Source organism: Dactylosporangium sp. NPDC000521, from assembly GCF_042898305.1.
In the GTDB taxonomy this organism is placed as follows: Bacteria; Actinomycetota; Actinomycetes; order Mycobacteriales; family Micromonosporaceae; genus Dactylosporangium.
This window is the reverse complement of sequence record NZ_JBIAYW010000021.1, coordinates 41,223-58,983: the sequence shown is the minus strand read 5'-3', so window position 1 is coordinate 58,983 and position 17,761 is coordinate 41,223. Positions and strand designations below refer to the sequence as shown.

The 17,761-nt window shown below is 69.1% G+C and carries 18 protein-coding genes and 1 pseudogene; 10 read left to right on the top strand and 9 right to left on the bottom strand.

The window, feature by feature from the left end; genetic code table 11:
- The first annotated feature begins 76 nt into the window (after positions 1-76).
- A complete protein-coding gene (locus ACFY3L_RS43175) occupies positions 77-232 on the top strand; it encodes a hypothetical protein (protein WP_389338624.1) in 156 nt (51 codons plus the stop codon).
- A gap of 195 nt (positions 233-427) precedes the next feature.
- On the opposite strand, the pseudogene ACFY3L_RS43170 reads toward ACFY3L_RS43175, so the two are convergent.
- The 7 genes and pseudogenes from ACFY3L_RS43170 to ACFY3L_RS43140 form a co-directional block, all read right to left on the bottom strand.
- Positions 428-1,116 (bottom strand): annotated as a pseudogene (locus ACFY3L_RS43170) (IS6 family transposase).
- A 118-nt stretch (positions 1,117-1,234) separates the two neighbouring features.
- Positions 1,235-1,891, bottom strand: coding sequence for a response regulator (locus tag ACFY3L_RS43165; protein WP_389338621.1), 657 nt, complete (start codon positions 1,889-1,891; stop codon positions 1,235-1,237).
- On the bottom strand, positions 1,888-3,042 hold the full coding sequence (locus ACFY3L_RS43160) for a sensor histidine kinase (protein ID WP_389338618.1): 1,155 nt from the start codon (positions 3,040-3,042) through the stop codon (positions 1,888-1,890). Before ACFY3L_RS43160 ends, ACFY3L_RS43165 begins: the two co-directional genes overlap by 4 nt.
- 39 nt (positions 3,043-3,081) lie before the next feature.
- The gene (locus ACFY3L_RS43155; protein ID WP_389338615.1) at positions 3,082-3,831 is read right to left on the bottom strand and encodes an ABC transporter permease; all 750 of its coding nucleotides are present in this window, start codon (positions 3,829-3,831) and stop codon (positions 3,082-3,084) included.
- Positions 3,828-4,724 (bottom strand): ABC transporter ATP-binding protein, encoded by an 897-nt coding sequence (locus tag ACFY3L_RS43150; protein ID WP_389338612.1) that lies wholly within the window; start codon positions 4,722-4,724, stop codon positions 3,828-3,830. The genes ACFY3L_RS43155 and ACFY3L_RS43150 overlap by 4 nt, the downstream gene beginning before the upstream one ends.
- Positions 4,725-4,810: 86 nt before the next feature.
- Complete coding sequence (locus ACFY3L_RS43145) at positions 4,811-4,906, bottom strand: LuxR C-terminal-related transcriptional regulator (protein ID WP_389338883.1); 96 nt, start codon at positions 4,904-4,906, stop codon at positions 4,811-4,813.
- Between the two features lie 96 nt (positions 4,907-5,002).
- A complete protein-coding gene (locus ACFY3L_RS43140; RefSeq protein ID WP_389338880.1) occupies positions 5,003-5,257 on the bottom strand; it encodes an integrase core domain-containing protein in 255 nt (84 codons plus the stop codon).
- Positions 5,258-5,379: 122 nt separating this feature from the next.
- Here ACFY3L_RS43140 and ACFY3L_RS43135 point away from each other — a divergent pair, with 122 nt between their 5' ends.
- The 9 genes from ACFY3L_RS43135 (at position 5,380) to ACFY3L_RS43095 (ending at position 13,225) form a co-directional block, all read left to right on the top strand.
- Positions 5,380-6,357, top strand: a complete 978-nt coding sequence (locus ACFY3L_RS43135) for a hypothetical protein (protein ID WP_389338609.1) — start codon at positions 5,380-5,382, stop codon at positions 6,355-6,357.
- Positions 6,354-6,644 (top strand): RHS repeat-associated core domain-containing protein, encoded by a 291-nt coding sequence (locus tag ACFY3L_RS43130; RefSeq protein WP_389338877.1) that lies wholly within the window; start codon positions 6,354-6,356, stop codon positions 6,642-6,644. The genes ACFY3L_RS43135 and ACFY3L_RS43130 overlap by 4 nt, the downstream gene beginning before the upstream one ends.
- The gene (locus ACFY3L_RS43125) at positions 6,569-7,909 is read left to right on the top strand and encodes an ABC transporter substrate-binding protein (protein ID WP_389338606.1); all 1,341 of its coding nucleotides are present in this window, start codon (positions 6,569-6,571) and stop codon (positions 7,907-7,909) included. Before ACFY3L_RS43130 ends, ACFY3L_RS43125 begins: the two co-directional genes overlap by 76 nt.
- A gap of 72 nt (positions 7,910-7,981) precedes the next feature.
- Entirely contained in the window at positions 7,982-8,998 is a 1,017-nt protein-coding gene (locus ACFY3L_RS43120) for an ABC transporter permease (protein WP_389338603.1), read from the top strand.
- Complete coding sequence (locus ACFY3L_RS43115; RefSeq protein WP_389338600.1) at positions 8,995-9,894, top strand: ABC transporter permease; 900 nt, start codon at positions 8,995-8,997, stop codon at positions 9,892-9,894. Before ACFY3L_RS43120 ends, ACFY3L_RS43115 begins: the two co-directional genes overlap by 4 nt.
- A complete protein-coding gene (locus tag ACFY3L_RS43110; protein ID WP_389338597.1) occupies positions 9,891-10,847 on the top strand; it encodes an ABC transporter ATP-binding protein in 957 nt (318 codons plus the stop codon). Before ACFY3L_RS43115 ends, ACFY3L_RS43110 begins: the two co-directional genes overlap by 4 nt.
- Positions 10,844-11,698 carry an ATP-binding cassette domain-containing protein gene (locus ACFY3L_RS43105; protein WP_389338594.1) on the top strand — a complete coding sequence of 285 codons (855 nt, stop codon included), beginning with the start codon at positions 10,844-10,846 and terminating at the stop codon, positions 11,696-11,698. The genes ACFY3L_RS43110 and ACFY3L_RS43105 overlap by 4 nt, the downstream gene beginning before the upstream one ends.
- Positions 11,695-12,411: a carbon-nitrogen hydrolase family protein gene (locus ACFY3L_RS43100; protein WP_389338591.1), complete on the top strand. Its 717-nt coding sequence runs from the start codon at positions 11,695-11,697 to the stop codon at positions 12,409-12,411. The genes ACFY3L_RS43105 and ACFY3L_RS43100 overlap by 4 nt, the downstream gene beginning before the upstream one ends.
- A gap of 199 nt (positions 12,412-12,610) precedes the next feature.
- Positions 12,611-13,225 (top strand): aldehyde dehydrogenase family protein, encoded by a 615-nt coding sequence (locus ACFY3L_RS43095; protein ID WP_389338588.1) that lies wholly within the window; start codon positions 12,611-12,613, stop codon positions 13,223-13,225.
- Here the strand turns inward: ACFY3L_RS43095 and ACFY3L_RS43090 are convergent.
- Together ACFY3L_RS43090 and ACFY3L_RS43085 are read right to left on the bottom strand one after the other, a co-directional pair.
- Positions 13,167-14,981, bottom strand: a complete 1,815-nt coding sequence (locus tag ACFY3L_RS43090) for a DUF4118 domain-containing protein (RefSeq protein ID WP_389338874.1) — start codon at positions 14,979-14,981, stop codon at positions 13,167-13,169. The two genes, ACFY3L_RS43095 and ACFY3L_RS43090, sit on opposite strands and share 59 nt — an antisense overlap.
- A 226-nt stretch (positions 14,982-15,207) precedes the next feature.
- Positions 15,208-17,697 (bottom strand): ATP-binding cassette domain-containing protein, encoded by a 2,490-nt coding sequence (locus ACFY3L_RS43085; protein WP_389338585.1) that lies wholly within the window; start codon positions 17,695-17,697, stop codon positions 15,208-15,210.
- Positions 17,698-17,761: the final 64 nt, after the last annotated feature.

Sequence of the window (17,761 nt, the reverse complement as noted above, 5' to 3'; positions counted from 1 at the left end):
CCCCGGTGCCGGCGCGTGCAGACGGCGAGGCCGGCGCGGTGCCGCCCGCGGTGACCGCGCTCCTGGAGGCGCCACGGTGGCCCAGACCCAGGACGGCAAGGTCGCCGGCACCGCCGCCCGCATCCTGCCCGCAGAGGCGGGGCATCAGGCCGTGCTCCGTCTCGTCACGGCCCGGTACCCGGTGCCCGCACAGCAGGTCGGCACCACCCGGGCGCTGCCGCCCGGCTCCTGACGCGGCTTCGATGCACGAATGCCGTCACCACGGTCGACAGCTTCACGCTCATCGGACGGGACCAGCCGGGAAGGCGCTGTTGCATTTGGCGATCGGGAGACGGCCCCTTGAGCGAGTCGACTGGCTTCAGATGGCGGCGGCGGTGCTGTTGCGTTCGCCGATCGGAAGGCGCCGTTGAGCTCAGGTACGCCGAGATCAGATCGCGGTGGCGAGCTCGCGGAACGCGGCGGCGATGCGCAGTCCGGGTGGGGCGTCGAGGCCGAGTTCGTAGTGGCCGCGGCGAAGGTTCTGCATGAACGCGTGTCCTGCGATGGTCGTCCGTGCGGTGCGGTCGGTGCGCATGCCGCGCATCGGTCTGAGCCGGTGTTTGAGCTGGCCGTGATCGGCCTCGATCGGGTAGTTGGCATAGCGTTCAACGTGGTGCCACGCCGACGGGACCAGTTCATCGAGCACGGCCGGGTACACCGGTGCCGCGGCGGTGACCGCCTCGTTCGATGTCACCTTCAACGTGGCCAACGCCCGGCGGAAGAACCGGCGGGCCGCGGCAGCGTCGCGGCGGGCTGAGACGAGCACGTCGATGACCTGGCCGTACTGGTCGACGGCCCGGTACACGTACCGCCATACGCCGTTGACCCTGACGTAGGTCTCGTCGACAAACCACCTGTCTCCTGGTGAATGCCGGCAGAACCTGGCTGCGTCGACCAGCAGCGGTGTGAACCGCTGCACCACCGGAACACCGTCACGTGGTCGACCTCGACACCGCGCTCGAGCAGCAGCTCCTCAACGTCACGGTAGGACAGGCCGAACCGCAGATACCAGCGGACCGCGACCACGATCACCTCGGGCGGAAATCGGAACCCGGCGAACGCTGACCCCGGCGGCATCATCGGGCGTTGATGGGTAGCGACCTTCATCGCTCAAGCCTGCCTCGATCATGTCCACCGTCAACGCAACAGAGCCCTCGTAGGAGAGGCCCATGAAAGACCGTGTTCCCGGCACCGGTCAAATGCGGGGGCGGACCAGGCCGTTGTCGTACGCGAAGATCACCGCCTGGATCCGGTCGCGGGCGCCGATCTTGGACAGGACGCGTCCGACGTGCTTCTTCACCGTCGACTCGGTCAGCGTGAAGCGTTCGGCGATCTCGGTGTTGGTGGCGCCCAGGCCGATCGCCTCCAGCACCTCTCGCTCGCGCTCGCTCAGCGTGCCCAGCCGGGGATCCACCGACGCGGCCGGCGCCGTGTCCTGGAGGAAGGCGTCCATCAGCTTGCGGGTCAGACTGGGCGCCACCACCGAGTCGCCACCGGCCACGGCCCGGATTCCGGCGATCAGTTCCTCCGGGCGTACGTCCTTGAGCAGGAAGCCGCTCGCCCCGGCCCGCAGCCCGGCGTAGACGTATTCGTCCAGATCGAACGTGGTCAGAATCAGGACGCGGGTGCGCGAGCCGGCCGCGGTTATCCGGCGGGTCGCCTCGATGCCGTCCATGCCGGGCATGCGTACGTCCATCAGCACCACGTCGGGGCGGGTCTGCTCGACCAGCCGCACCGCTTCGGCGCCGCCCGAGGCTTCGCCGACCACGGTCATCCCGGGGGTGCCGTCGAGCAGCATCTTGAAGCCCATGCGCTGCAACGGCTGGTCGTCGGCGATCAGCACGGTTGTCATGCGGGCTCCTTGAGGACGACGTCGACGACCCAGCCTTGCTCGGCCGGGCCGGCGGTCACCACCCCGCCGTACATGGCGGCGCGTTCGCGCATGCCGAGCAGGCCGTGGCTGGGGGCGGCGGGCGCACCATGGCCGTTGTCGCGGACGCGGACCCGTACCTCTCCGCCAGACGAAACGAGACTGATGTCCGCAACCGCGCCGGGTCCGGCATGTTTGAGAATGTTGGTGAGCGCTTCCTGGACGATGCGGTAGACCGCGAGCTGCAGCCCTTTGCCGAGGGTGTGCAGTTCGCCCGAGGTCGAGTAGGTCACCGGCAGCCCGGCCGCCCGTACGCTCGGCAGCAACCGGTCGAGGTCGTCGATGCCGGGCTGCGGCCTCAGTTGCGGATCGGCGTTTTCCCCGCGCAGCACCGCCAGCACCCGGCGCAGCTCCGCGAGCGCCTGGCGGCCGGTCTCGCCGATCAGCCGGAGCGGCTCGGCGGTCTGTTCCTGCCGCGATCGCGCGAGTGTGGCGCCGCCGTCGGCGAGGCCGACGATCACCGACACATGGTGGCCGACGATGTCGTGCATCTCGCGGGCCACCCGGGCCCGTTCGTCGGCGACGGCGAGCCGGGCCTGCTGATCCCGCTCGATCTCCAGGCGGGCGGCGCGGTCCTCCAGTGCGATGAGGTACGCCCGGCGGGTGCGCACCGCGACCCCGGACGCGAGCGCGGCAACCGCCATGCCGAGCGCCAGCAATGACGTGAGGGTGCGGTCCTGCGCCACCGGCCCGAAAATGTAGATCTCAGCCAGCAGCAGCGCCACCGTGATCCCGGAGGCCCAGGCCAGCGACCGCCACGCACCGCGGGAAGCAACTCCGAAGTACATCACCAGCAGGATCACCCCGGCGCCGACGCTGACGTCCAGCCAGCCCAGGATCACGTCGATGGCCGCGGTGACCAGGAACGCGGGGAATGGGAACCGCCGCCGCCAGTAGAGCGGCGGCAACTGCACCAGGGTCGCGATGGTGGCCGGCAGCGGCTTCTCGATCACGTCCGGGATGCTGAAGAGCACGATCGGAACGGCCACCAGCGTGTCCATGACCCACGGGCGGCGCCGGTCGAACGCCCGCAGCCGGGCTTGCCGGTCCACGAGCCATCCCTGAGTGCTCATCACCCGATTCTCCCTGCGCGCCGGTCTTGTCGAGGCTTCTTACGCGTCGGTCTTCTTGAGCCGGTACGCGGCCGCGGCGAGCGTCACGACCACATATCCGGCGAAGACCGCGAGACCGGCCCACGGCGCCAGCGTGCCGTCCGCGGGGTTCAGCGCCATCACGGCGCTGCCCGCGTTGCTGGGCAGGTACGGGGTGACGGCATCGGCGAGCGAGTCCGGCAGCAGCGGGGCCAGAACGGGCACGACCAGCAGCGCGCCGGCCAGGATCGCGACGGAGCCGGCGCTGGACCTGACGAGCATGCCGAGCGCGACGCCGAGCACCGCGACCAGACCGAGATAGAGGCCGGCGCCGAGCAGGGCCCGCAGCACACCCTCGTCGCCGAGGCCCAGCCCGCCGATCTTCTCGTTGAGCATGGCCGACCCCACCGCGAAAGCGGCGAAGGCGCCGATGGTCATCGTGACGAAGGCGGCTGCCCCGGCCACGAGGCTCTTCGACCACAACACCGGCAACCGGCGCGGCACCGCGGCGAGAGTCGCTCGGATCATGCCGGTGGTGTACTCGCTTGCCCCCAGCAACGCGCCGAGCACGCCGACGGACAGGGCGGCCAGGATGCTGCCGGACAGGGCCAGATCGACCGAGGTCATGTTGTCGCCCGTGAAGGAGGCCGAGGCGATCATGCCGAAGGCGACCAGGAGCAGGACCGAGATGCCGGTCGTGATCCAGGTGGAGCGCAGCGAGGAGAACTTCGTCCATTCAGCGGCGACGACGCCGCCGGCAGTGATCTTCATCGGGAGGCCTCGTATTCGACAGCGTCGCGGGTCAGGTCCATGAACGCCTCTTCCAGTGAGGAGTTCTTCGGGGTGAGCTCGAACAGCGGGATGCCACGGGTGGAGGCGGCCAGCCCGATCTCGCGGGCGGAGGCGCCGGCGATGAACAGCTCCTCGGCTCCGGTCGAGGTGACCGTGATGCCCGGGCCGGCGATCACCGCGCGTAACGCGTCGGGGGCGGCGGTGACGACCCGGACGCCCTCGGCGGTCACGAAGTCGGCCACGGTGGTGTCGGCCAGCAGCCGCCCCCGGCCGACGATGACGAGGTGGTCCGCGATCAGCGAGACCTCGCTCATCAGGTGCGAGGAGAGCATCACGGTACGGCCCTCGGCCGCGAGGCCGGTGAGCAGGTTGCGCACCCAGAGGACACCCTCGGGGTCGAGTCCGTTGACCGGCTCGTCGAGCATCACCACGGCGGGGTCGCCGAGCAGCGCGGCGGCGATGCCGAGCCGCTGGCCCATGCCGAGGGAGAAGGCGCCGACCCGCTTGTGGGCGACGGCCGACAGACCGACCAGGTGGAGCACCTCGTCGACGCGCGAGCGCGGGATGCCGTGCGTGCGGGCCAGGGCGAGAAGGTGGCTGACCGCCGTACGCCCGGGGTGCACGGCCTTGGCCTCGATCAGCACGCCCATCTCACGCAACGGGGCTTTCGACGACACGTACGCCTTGCCGTTGACCAGCACGTCGCCCGAGTTCGGCGCGTCGAGGCCGACGATCATCCGCATGGTCGTCGACTTGCCGGCGCCGTTGGGGCCGAGGAAGCCGGTGACCTGTCCGGGCTTCGCGGTGAACGACAGGCGGTCGACGACCGTCTTCGCGCCGTACCGCTTGGTTACTTCGCGTACTTGAATCATGCTCACCACGCTAGGTCCGGGCACCGGCCCGATCCTGGTACCGCGGTCGGCTCTTCCGGTCCGCCGGTGGTACTCAGGTACCACTCTCAGCGAAGGGGCAGTTCCCTGAGCTGCCGGCGGGAGGTGATGCCGAGCTTCCGGAAGATCTTCCGCAGGTGGGCCTCGATGGTCCGTGGGCTCAGGAACAGTTACGCGCCCTGTACCGTGCCAATACTGTGTTTCAGGGTGTGAGCTGCGGATTTGTCGAGTGGATCAAGCGTCCCGGTGGTACTCGTTGATCACGCCGCCCAGGACGCGGCGTCGCCGGATCGGCTTGTCGATCGCGATGACCACGCCGGGGTCGTGGTCGGGTGGATGCTGACCAGGCTCTGGTGCGGCCGGTGCCGGTCGAAGTGGTCCTCGTAGTCGCGTAGCACGGTGCGGGCGTGCTGTTCGTCGTAGATCAATACCCGGTCGGTGCACTCGGCTCGGACACTGCGCACGAAGCGTTCCGCAAACGCGTTCGCCCGGGGTGTGCGCGGCGGAGTCTTCACCACGTCGATGCCTTCGGCGGCGAACACGGCGTCGAACGCCGGTGTGAACTTGGCGTCGCGGTCACGAACCAGGAACCGGAAGGCGGTGATCCGATCTCGGCCTGCCGAAGACCAGCAGCGGCTTGGACCCCTATGTCACCGCGACGACATTCAGTAACTACGGCGAAGTCGTCCAGCAGGTTTACGGCGCAGCCGGAATTTCGCAGCTCACCCGAAACTACACGTACGACTCATCCACTGGCCGTCTCGCGAACATCACGTCGAAGCTGCCGAATCAACAACAGCCAGGCCAGTTGGCTTCCGTCCAAAATGACACGTACACGTACACGTACACGTACTCGGCAACCGGCGACATCACCCGGATTACCGACGGAACAGACAACCAGACCCAGTGTTACCGCTACGACGGTCAGCACCGGCTCGCCGAGGCGTGGACCGCAATGGATGCTTGCGCAGCGAATCCAACCAGCAGCGCAATCGGAGCTTCCGGGAAGTACCCATACTGGGACAGCTACAACTTCGACGCTAGTGGACGGCGCACCCAAGACATCCATCGGACCAGTGCGTCCAGCACTACTACCCGTGACTACACCTATCCCGCGCCGGGAGCAACCGCACAACGTGTGCACGCACCGACCGCTGTAACGTACACGGGTGCCATATCGCGCATCGACACAATGACTTACGACAGCGGCGGTAATACGCAGCAGCGCACCATCAACGGCACTGTTACCGACTTCACGTTCAACACCGAAAACCGATTCTCTGGTGCCAATGTCCATGCCGCCGGAGGTGACCAACTAACCAGCCACCTGTACGACGCCTCCGGCGCAACCCTGATTCGTACCGATCCAACAGGAAAAACGTTGTATGCCGCCGGGCAGGAATACAGGGAAACCGGGGGAACCGTCACCGCTACCCGCTACTACGTCCAGGTCGGCGGACTGGTTGCCGTGCGCAACAGCAGCGGCTGCTTCTGGCTCGGAACCGACCGCCAAGGCTCCCCGAACTTGATGGTCAACACCGCAACGGGGCGACACAACGTCGTTGGTACACCCCTTATGGCGGTGACCGTGCCACCCAAGGCGTTTGGGCCATAAACAGAAGCTTCCTCAACAAGCAAAACAACACCTCTACCGGCCTGCTCGACGTCGGCGCTCGCGAATACGATCCGGACCTAGGGATGTTCCTCAGTCCAGATCCGCTCATCTCTATCGGTCAGCCAGAGTCATTCAACGCGTATGCTTATGCACACCACACGCCGATCTCCAAGTCCGACACCACCGGCCTTCGGCCGGACTGCGAAGGCGAGTGCCTGCGCCAGTGGAGCGGTGGGAGTCAAGTGCGGACAAGAAGACCTGGACGTTCCACCTGCGGTCCGGGGTGACCTTCCACGACGGTGAGGCGTTCACCGCCGACGCGGTGAAGCAGTCGGCGCAGGCCGCCCAGAAGCGCGGTGGTGCCTCGTTCATCTGGGCTCCGGTCAAGGAGGTGACCACTCCGGACGACAGGACCGTGGTGTTCACGCTCAAGTATGCGGCGCCGATGGAGCTGATCGCGTCGTCGATGTACGGCGCGTGGATCGTCAGCCCGAAGGCGCTCGCCGCGTCCGCGAACGACGAGAAGTACTTCGAGGCGGGGATCGACGCCGGCACCGGGCCGTACACCCTCGGCGAGTACAAGGCCGGCCAGCGGGTGGTGCTCCAGAAGTACGACAGGTACTGGGGCGGTTGGTCGGGTGCCAAGTTCAGCACTGTAGTCAACCAAATCATTCCGGAGGCCGTCACTCAACAGCAGATGCTCCAGGGCGGCCAGGTCGACCCCGCCACTTCGCTGCCACTGGAGAACATCGGCCAACTTGAGGCGAACAAGAAGCTCGCCGTCACCGAGTGCGCTACTGCGAGCAACTATCTCGGCTTCTTCAACACCACCAAGAAGCCACTGGACGACCCCAAGGTACGCCAGGCGCTGTCGTACGCGGTCCCGTACCAGGACATTGTCGATGTCGGCGCGCGGGGCTACGGCGTTCAGTCGCGAGGGCCGGTGCCGAACGGCATCTTCCCGTACGCGGACACGACCCCGCGATATACCTACGACCTTGACAAGGCCAAGCGGCTGCTCGCCGAGGCCGGCTATCCCAACGGCGGGTTCAACCTCAAGCTCACGTACGCGGCGGAGAATCAGTCGGAGAAGCGTTTCGCCCCGCTCATCAAGGACGCGTTCGGCAAGCTCGGCATCACCGTCGACGTCACCGCGATCCTGTTCCACCAGCAATGGGAGCAGGCCAAGGCGAATCCCGCCACGGCACAGGACATCTTCCTGATGCTGTACTGGCCAACCTACTCCGACGCGGGCTCGGACAATCTGTACTCATTGTTCCACTCGAGTGCCAAGCCGTCCTTCAACCTGAGCTACTGGAGAAACACCCAGTTCGACCAGCTGGTCGACCAGGCCGGCGAGTTCACGGCGACCGACGAGTCCAAGGCCCGGCAGATCTACGGCGACGCGATGAAGCTGCTCGTCGACCAGGCACCCGGCTTCTTCCTCTACGACGTCAAGCAGCCGGTCGCGCGCCAGAGCGGCCTCAAAGGCTTCGCCTGCCAGCCCGACTACTCCTTCAATCTCTTCTACTACCAGCTCAGCCCCGCCTGAGGCTATTGCCTGCCGCTCTGCATCGGCCCGCTCCCGGCCCGCCGTACCCCCGCATCACCAGGAGACGCCTCCATGACCAGGTTCCTGCTTCGCCGCGCGGGCACCGCGCTGCTCGTGCTGTTCGGCACCACGCTCGTCACGTTCGTCCTCGCCCGGGTGGTTCCGGCCGACCCGGCCGTGACGTACCTCGGCCCGCGCGCCCGGCCGGAGGACATCGCCCGGGTCCAGGAGCAGCTCGGACTGCACCATTCGCTTCCGGTGCAGTACTGGCGGTTTCTGACCGCACTTGTCCGCGGCGACTGGGGAACCTCGATCGGGACCAAACGGCCGGTGCTCGGCGAACTCGGCGAGCGCCTGCCGGCGACGATCGAGCTGCTCGGCGCGGCGATGTTGACCGCGCTCATCGTCGGCGTCGCACTCGGCGTGGTGGCGGCGCGGCGGCAGAACCGGCTCGCCGACCACGTGGTACGGCTCCTCGCGATCGGTGGGGTGTCGATGCCGGCGTTCTGGCTCGGGCTGATCCTTCAGGTCGTCTTCTTCAGCCGGCTGGGCTGGCTGCCGCCGACCGGCCGGCTCGACACCGACCTCGAGTTCACCGACCCGATCACGCACCTGAATGAAATGTACACAGTGGACGCTCTGCTGACCGGCAACATGACCGCCCTGGGCGACGCGGCCGCACATCTGGTGCTGCCCGCGCTCACCCTCGCCGCGTACCCGGTCGGGGTCGTGGCCAGGATGACCCGGGCCGCGATGATCGAGGCACTCGGGCAGGACTACATCCGGGCGGCCCGGGCCTACGGGATCCGGGAGCGCGTCATCGCCTGGCGGATCGCGCTGCGCAACGCGTTGCCGCCGACTGCGACGGTGCTGGGCCTGACCCTGGCGTACTCGCTCACCGGCGCGTTCTTCGTCGAGCTGGTGTTCAACTGGCCCGGCCTGGGCCAGTACGCGGCGACGGCGCTCCTCAACGTGGACTATCCGGCGATCATGGGAGTGACCGTCCTCGGTGCTACCGGGTACGTCGTGGTCAACCTCGCCGTCGACCTCGTGCAGGCCCGGCTCGACCCCAGGGTGGGGCTGGCATGAGCGCCACCAACGTGACGGGGCCCGCGCTCGTCGAGGCCGCCGCACCAACTCGTACCCGGCAGGTGGTCCGTGCGCTGCTGCACGACCGCCTGGCGTTGATCGGGATCGTTCTCGTCGCGCTGCTGATTGTCACCGCGCTGCTGGCCCCACTGCTCGCACCGTACCCGGCTCAGGGCGCCGGCGAGACGGTAGCGGGGGCGCACAACCTTGCTCCCGACGCGCGGCACTGGCTGGGCACCGATCAGCTCGGCCGGGACGTCCTGTCCCGTCTCGTCTACGGCGCCCGGCCGGCGCTGTTCGTCTCGCTCGGCGTAGTGGCGATCGCAATCGTCGTCGATGTGCCGCTCGGGCTGGTCGCGGGGTTCCGGGGTGGTCGGCTCGATGAGCTGCTCATGCGGGTGACCGACATGTTCCTCGCCTTCCCGCCGCTGCTGCTTGCCATGGTCACCGTCGCGGTGCTCGGCCCGGTCCTCTGGAATGCCGCACTGGCCCTCGCCCTGTCCTGGTGGCCGTGGTACGCCCGGCTGGTCCGCGGCGTGGCGGCCTCGCTGCGCGAGCAGCCGTTCGTCGACAGCGCACGGACCCTGGGGCTGCGCGGCAGCACAGTCATGCTCCGGCATCTCCTGCCCAACTCGGCCGGGCCGGTCATCGTGCAGGCCACCGTCGACATCGGCACGGTGATCCTCGCCGCCGGGTCGCTCGCGTTCATCGGCCTGGGCGCCCAGCCGCCGGCCCCCGACTGGGGCTTCATGGTCGCCGAGGGGCGCACGTACGTCTTCACCCAGTGGTGGCTCTCCGCCGCCCCCGGCGCCGCCATCTTCCTCGCCGTGCTCGGCTTCAACCTGCTCGGCGACGCGCTCCGCGACGTGCTCGACCCCAGGACGGTGAGCCGATGAACGCGATCCTGGAGATCGATCGACTATCTGTCCACATCGGACAGGCACGGCCGGTGCGGGAGATCAGCCTCACTGTCGCCGCCGGTGAGGTGGTCGGGCTCGTCGGCGAGACCGGCTGCGGCAAGACGCTCACCGGCCTGTCCGTCCTCGGCTTGCTGCCGCCGGGCAGCCGGGCCACCGGTACGGTCCGGCTCGCTGGGCGCGACGTGCTGACGATGCGCGAGGCCGAACGCCGGCAGCTGCGCGGCGGCGCGGCTGCCATGGTCTTCCAGAACCCGGGCACCTCCTTTGACCCGGTCCGTACAGTCGGCGCCCAGTTCGTGCGGGTGCTTCGGGCACACCACCCCGGCTCGGCCAGGGCTGCCGGGCAGCTCGCACTCAGCCTGCTTCGCGACGTGGAGCTGCACGACCCGGAGCGGATCTTCGCGGCGTACCCGCACCAGCTCTCCGGCGGGATGCTGCAACGTGCGATGTTCGCCCTCGCGCTGTCCTGCCGGCCGAGCCTGATCATCGCCGACGAGGCGACCAGCGCGCTCGACGTGTCGGTCGCCCGGTCCATCCGCCGCCTGCTGCTGCGGCTCCAGGCCGAGCACGGCTTCGGGGTACTGTTCGTGACCCACAACCTGGCCGAGGCGTATGACGTGTGCGACCGGATCTCGGTCCTGTACGCCGGTCAGGTGGTCGAGCACGGGCCGACCGAGGCCGTGTTCTCGGCGCCGGCGCACCCGTACACCCGGGCACTGCTAGCCGCCCTGCCCAAACCGGACGCACGCGGCGGCACGCTCGCCGCCATCGAGGGCAGCGTGCCGCAGCGCGTCATCGACGTGCGCGGCTGCGCGTTCGCCAACCGGTGCCCGATCGCCGTGCCCCGCTGCGTCGAAGAGGCGCCGCCGGCGGTCACGCCGACGGCCGGCTCGACCGCTGCCTGCCACTTCCCGGTCGGTACCCGATGAACGCCGTTCTGGAGGTGGCCGATGTCGTCAAGGAGTTCCCGGCAACCAAGCGGGCGGCGGCACCACTGCGGGCCGTCGACGGGGTGAGCTTCGCGGTCCCGGCCGGGAGCGTGTTCGCCCTTGTCGGCGAGTCCGGCTCCGGGAAGAGCACGCTCGCCCGCTGCGTGCTCGGGTTGACCCCGGTGACCGCCGGCACGATCCTGGTCGAGGGTACGGACATCGCCGGGGTCCGCGGCGCCCTGCCGAGCGCGCTGCGCCGCCGGGTTCAGATCGTCTTCCAGAACCCCTATGCCGCATTGAACCCGCGCATGACGGTCGCCCGTCTGGTCGGCAGACCGCTGCGGCTCATCGGCGTCCCCCGCTCCCGGCTGCGCGCCGCAACGCTCGGCGCGCTGGACCAGGTCGGCCTGGGCGCCACGCACCTCGACCTGTACCCGCACGAGCTGTCCGGCGGTCAGTGCCAGCGGATCGCGATCGCGCGGGCACTCACGCTCCGGCCGCGGCTGCTCGTGCTGGACGAGCCGACCAGCGCGCTGGACGTGTCTGTACAGGCACAGGTCCTCAACCTGCTCGGCCGGCTGCGCGCCGAACTGGACGTGGCTTACCTCCTCATCTCGCACGACCTGGCCGTCGTCCGGCACCTCGCCGACCAGGTCGCCGTCATGCGCTCCGGTCGCCTGGTGGAGACCGGCGAGGCGGCGACCGTCCTCGACGCGCCGCAGCACCCGTACACCCGTTCGCTGCTCGCCGCCGTGCCAGGCCGGGGCCGGGCCGCGCTGCTGGCCGACGATCCCCAGCCCCCCGCCCCGGCTCCGTCCACACCCGCCCCACCGCAGGGAGTACCACTGTGAGTCGTATCCTCGGCCTCGCCGTCGCCCAGGTCGCGCCCGTCGTGGGTGACGCCGAGGCGACCTTCGCCAAATTCGCCGGAGAGGTCCGCACACTCGCGGCGATCGTGCCGGCGGCACGGCTGCTCGTCTTCCCCGAGCTGTACCTGACCGGGATGGGCAGCTTCGGCGCGGCGACGCCGGCCGGGTACCTGGACCGCGTCGCCGAACCGATCCCGGGCCGGCTCACCGAGCGGATCCGCGCGCTGGCCCGGGAGACCGGCAAGTGGATCGTCCCCGGGTCCATCGTGGACTGCGACGGCGACCGGCTGCACAACACGGCGATCGCGGTGTCGCCCGACGGCGAGATCGCCGCCCGGTACCGGAAGATGTTCCCCTGGATGCCGTACGAGATGTCGGTCCCCGGCGACGAGCACGTCACCTTCGACATCCCCGAGGTCGGCCGGTTCGGCCTCGCGATCTGCTACGACGGCTGGGTTCCGGAGATCATGCGGACGCTCGCCTGGATGGGCGCCGAGGTGATCCTCCAGCCCACCTACACCCGCACCGCCGACCGCGCGCAGGAGCTGATCCTGGCCCAGGCCAACGCCATCGTCAACCAGGTGTACGTGGTGAACCCCAACGCCGGTCAGGTCTTCGGGACCGGTCGCAGCATCATCGTCGACCCGGAAGGTCGGGTGCTCGCCGAGGGGGGGGCAGCGGTGAGGAGTTCCTGACCGTCTTCCTCGACCTCGACCTCGACCTCGACCTCGACCTCGTCTCCACCATCCGTGAACACGGCACCGCCGGACTCAACGCGCTGTGGAAGCAGTTGCGGGACGCGGCGCCGCCGTTCCCGCCGGCCGTCCACGGATACGCCAACGGGGAGGTGATGCGCAACCTCGGGCAGTTCCCGACGTACCCGACCCAGACTCGGTGGTAGAGAGGACGCAGAACAACTCCTTCTGGGCCAGGCAGTTCGGTACCGCCGACGGCTACTCCTGCACCTTCTATCAGGCGGGGCAGTCATGCGTCGCGGTGCAGCGGGTCATCGTCCACAAGCGGGTTGCGGCCGAGTTCACCGACCTACTGGTGCGTCGGGTCCGCGCCCTGGCGACCGGTGATCCGGGCGACGATGCCACCCAGGTGGGTCCGCTCGTCGACGTCGAGGCCGCGCTCCGCATCGAGCGCTGGGTCGCGGAGGCGGTGACGGCGGGAGCGCGGCTGCTCTGCGGGGGAGCCCGTGACGGTGCGAGTTACGCGCCCACTGTCCTGGTCGACGTGCCGCCCGAGGCGAAGGTCTGGTCCGAAGAGGTGTTCGGGCCGGGCCTTGCGTTGACGGTGGTCGGCTCGGACGACGAGGCGTTTGCCGTCGCCAATGCCTCGTCGTATGGGCTACAGGCCGGAGCTCAACCTCGCGTTGGCCGCGACCGGCACCGGCCAAGGTTCGCAGCCCGGTCATGGGCACGACCACGGTACCGTCGCTGTCCGTTCAGGTGCTGTCGATCGGGATTTCGGCCAGCAGTGCCGTTCCTTGACCGGCCGGGCTGACGATGTCCAGGCGACCCCCCAGGGCCGCGACGCGATCGCGGAGGCCGACGAGTCCCGAGCCGCCGCTGGTGCTTGCGCCGCCGATGCCGTTGTCACGCACCGAGATGCGCAGGCAGGTGTCGGCGGATTCCAGGGTGATGTGGACCAGGGTCGCGTTGGCGTGCTTGGCGGCGTTCGTGAGGGCTTCAGACACGACGTAGTAGGCACCGACCTCGACCAGTTCGGGTAGTCGCCGGTCGACGGCCAGGGTGAGGTCGACGGGTGTGGTGCTGCGGCGAGCGAGGGTCCTGACGGCCGCGCCGAGTCCTCCCTTGGACAGGATGGCGGGGTGGATGCCGCGCGACAGCTCTTGCAGGTCGTGCAGGATGCTGGTCAGGCTGTTCACGGCCTGCGACAGACCGTGGCGAACGGCCTCCAGGTCGGCGGGCACAACCTCCTCCATGAGGCGCATCTGGAGGCCCAGCGCGACGAGACGTTGCTGTGCGCCGTCGTGCAGGTCACGTTCGATGCGGCGACGGGCCTCATCGCCGGCGGCGACGATGCGGGCGCGGGACGCGGTGAGCTCGGCGTGGGCTTCGGCGTTGGAGATTGCGGTCGCGACGAGTTCAATGAAGTCGGCCATGCGGGTTTCGGTGTCCGCCGGCAACGGTTCCGGCCGCGTCGTCACGACGACGGCCACGCCCCAGATACGGCCCTCGACCATGAGCGGGACACCGACCCCGGAGCGGAAGCCTTCTCGGCGGGCGATCTCGGCGTTGGGCCCCGTGGCGTGCTGGTACGAGGCTATCCGGGCCGCGGCGCCGCTGCGCAGCACCATCGGGAAGAGCGACTCGCCCTGGATCGCGAATGAGTGCTCGGGCAGGTTCAGATCCTTCGTGCCGGCAACTCTGGAAACGGTGGCGTTGGCCTCGTAGCGGTACAGCGCCGTGGAGTAGGGGCCGAGGACCCGGCCGATCTCCTCGGCCACGGCGTCGAACACCTTGGCCGGCGCGGCCCCGTGCGCGACCAGTGTTGCCACCCGGCGCAACGCGGCCTGCTGCTCGGCGATCTGTGCGAACTGCTCGCGGCTCGCCTGGCGTTCCCGCGCGGCGCAGAGCACGGATGTCAGTGCGGGGACGATCCGTTCCCGTAGTCGTTGCAGTGTGGGCTCGGGCAGGTCGGCCGGGACCAGCAGGGTGCCCAGGGCGGTCGCCCCGCCGTACAGCGGGAACGTGGTCCGGTGAGCGTCCCTGGTGCGGATGCCGAGTTCGATCGCGGCCCAGGGGATCTGCAGAGTCTGCGCGATTCGTCCCGCGGCGGTGTCCAGTGCGGGGTGCAGGTCCTCGGCGCCGAGGAGCACCTTGGCCAGATCGGCAGCGAGATCCGCCTCCTGGCGCCGGTCGGTTATCTCGGCGGTGTGTTTCCGGGCGACGTTCGCCAGACCGCTGACCAGCAGGGCGGCCGCCATGAAGACGGCCACGTCCTGCAGATCCTCGCTCGCGGAGAGATTGAGTACGCCGAATGGCGGGACGTGGAAGTAGTTGTAGGCGACGGCGCTGGACAGAGCCGTCAGCACGCCAAGCGTGGTGCCGCAGACGGCTGAGACGATCAGGACGCCGACGAGGTAGACCACGCCCCGGGAGTCCTGGTGGGCCGTGCCGTGCAGCGGGAACAGCGCGAGTGTCTCCACCCCGATCAGCGCCGCAGCGAACAGCAACGCGAGCGGCAGCGGCAGCGGCAGCGCACGCGCCAGGAGCGACAGTAGGCGTGTCCGCATCAGCGGCCGCCCCCTCCCGCATCGCGCCACACGCGCAGGGGTCGCAGGCATACACCTGCCAGCTAGCAAGGTAGCGCGGCTCGCGCGGCGACGCGTTCTCGAAGTGGTTCCGTGACGCTCTACAGGCTACCTTGACGCCGGCAGCCACCCGTGGCAAAGCGATCTCCGCATCGGCGTCGGCGCGCGGCCGGGCCCGTCCAGCGTGACCCGGCCGCTGCCCCGGTGCTCATGACACCCGGGTCCCGCGTTGCGCCTGGGCGAAGAGCCCGGTCGCGGCGAGGGCCATCAGGCCGGGCAGCCAGTACTGCCAGGCCTGGGACAGCCCGGCAAACACCGCGACGTTCTGGGTGACCTGCAACAGCAGTACCCCGAAGAAGACTCCCACGAAGCTGCCCCGGCCGCCGAAGATGGATGCCCCGCCGAGGACCACGGCAGTGATGCTCGCCAGCGTGTAGGAGATGCCCGCGGTCGGATCGCCCACACCGATCTGGGCCGCCAGCAACAAGCCGCCGAGCAGCGCGCACAACGAGCTTGCCACATAGGCCAGCACCTTGACCCGGCCGACCGGGATGCCGCGCTTGTGCGACGCCCGGTCGTCCGACCCGGTGCCCCGAAGGAACAGCCCGGTCATGGTGCGTCGAGAGGCGAGTTCGAGCGCGACCACGAGTGCTGTGCCGAGCAGCACCGACCAGGGGATCGGACCCAGTCGTGCCTTGAGCACGGCGGTCACCGGCTCGGCGATCGTCCCGCCGGGTGTGTCCCGCATGGCAAGCGACAGTCCCTGCAGCGCCATGTACGTGACCAGCGTGGCCACCACTGGTGTGACGGCGGCGAACCGTACGAGTGCCCCGTTGCACAGCCCGACCGCTCCCGCCAGCAGCACCATCAGGAGGAATCCCAGGACCCACCACCCGGCCGTGAAGTCGGCGCCGACGTAGAACGACGCCACGACAACAAGCGTGCCGCTCAACGGGCCCACGGAGAGATCGATGCCGCCGGTCAGCATCACGATCAACTGACCGGCCGCCAGGAACAGCACGGGAGCGAGCAGTTCCAGAACGCTGGCGATATTGAAGCTCGACAGGAACCGGTCGTTCTGCGTTGCGCCGACGATGCCCAGGGCGATGACGGCGACGGCCAGGAACAGGCTGGGGCTCTGCTCGCCGGCGAGGAACCGCCGCCAGCGCCGGCGCGGAGCCTTCACGGACGAGGCGTCCGGGTCGGCGCGGCGGGTGACCGACCCGGTGAGCGACGCCGCGGTGATGGCCTCGTCCGTGATCTCGTCACCGACGAACTCGGCCACCACGCGGCCCGCGGAGAAGACCAGGACCCGGTCACACAGTCCGGCGAGTTCCACGTTGTCCGAGCTGAGGATGACGACAGGAACGCCGTCGTCGGCGGTGGCCCGTAGCCGGTGGTAGATGTCGGAGCGCACGCCGACGTCGATGCCCTGCGTCGGTTCGTCACAGAGCAGGACCTTGGGGTCGGACAGCAACGAGCGACCGAGCACCACCTTCTGCTGGTTGCCGCCGGACAGCGCCTCGACCGCTACGTCGGGCGAGGCGAGCTTGACGCCGAGGTCGGCGATCTCGCGCCGGACCACCTGATCTTCGCGTCGGGAAGCGATGATGCCGTGTCGCGCCGTCCGGTTGACGGCCGCGACCGCCAGGTTCTCGCGAACGGAGTGGGCCGTGGCGACACCCTCAATGTGACGTTCTTGTGGCATGAGAACGATGCCCGATCGGCGCGCTCGGCGCGGATTCGACACGTTGGCCGGATGCCCCTCGACCAGCACCCGCCCATCACACCGCGCGGCGCCGCCGAGGGCCCTGATGAACTCGCGCTGGCCGTTTCCCTCGACACCGGCGAGGCCGAGGATCTCGTGCCGCGCGAGTTCCACGCTGACCTCGGTGAAGCGGTCGGACGTCAGGCTCTGTACCTGCAGGACTGGTTCGCCGAGGTCGCGGGCGCGACCGGGGAACAGCGCCGCGACCTCGCGTCCGGCGACCCGAGTGACGATCTCCTGCTCGGTCACCTCGGAGCGGTTGAACGTTCCGCGTATCTGCCCGTCCCGCAGGACGGTGATGCGGTCGGCGAGCGTGAAGACGTCGGGCAGCCGGTGGCTGATGTAGACGATCGCCACACCGCGGGCGGCCAGCTGCCGGATGCACTCGAACAGCCGGGCGGTCTCGGCGGCCATGAAGGGCTCGGTGGGCTCATCGAAGATCACGATCTGCGGATCACAGGCAAGCGCGCCGCATATCTCGACCGCCTGCTTCTCCGCCAGGGTGAGGGTCCGGACGGGAGCGGTGGGGTCGATCGGCATCCCCATCGCGAGCAGCCTGTCCGCCGCCCACTGCGTCGCCGCGGAGAAGCGAGGTCGACGCCGCTGCGGTACCGAAAGCAGCAGATTCTCGGTCACCGTGAGGTCAGGCAGCAGCGCCGGGTGCTGGAAGGCGATGGCCAGCCCCTCCGACCGTGCGGCGGTGGGGGAACTCTCGGTGATCACTTGTCCTGCGATCTCGATCCGTCCGCTGTCCGGCTTCAACGCGCCGGAGGCGACAGCCATGAGGGTGGACTTCCCGGCGCCGTTGCCGCCGACGAGGGCGTGGATCTCGCCGGCGCGGACGTCGAAGTCGACGCTGTCGAGTGCGAGGACCCCGGGGAAGCGTTTCGTCACACCACGCATGACCAGGCGAGGATTCGATGCGTCCATGGAAGGTGTCCCTTCGGGTGCCTGACCGCAGCCGGTTCAACCGGCTGCGGCCAGGCGTCGGCGT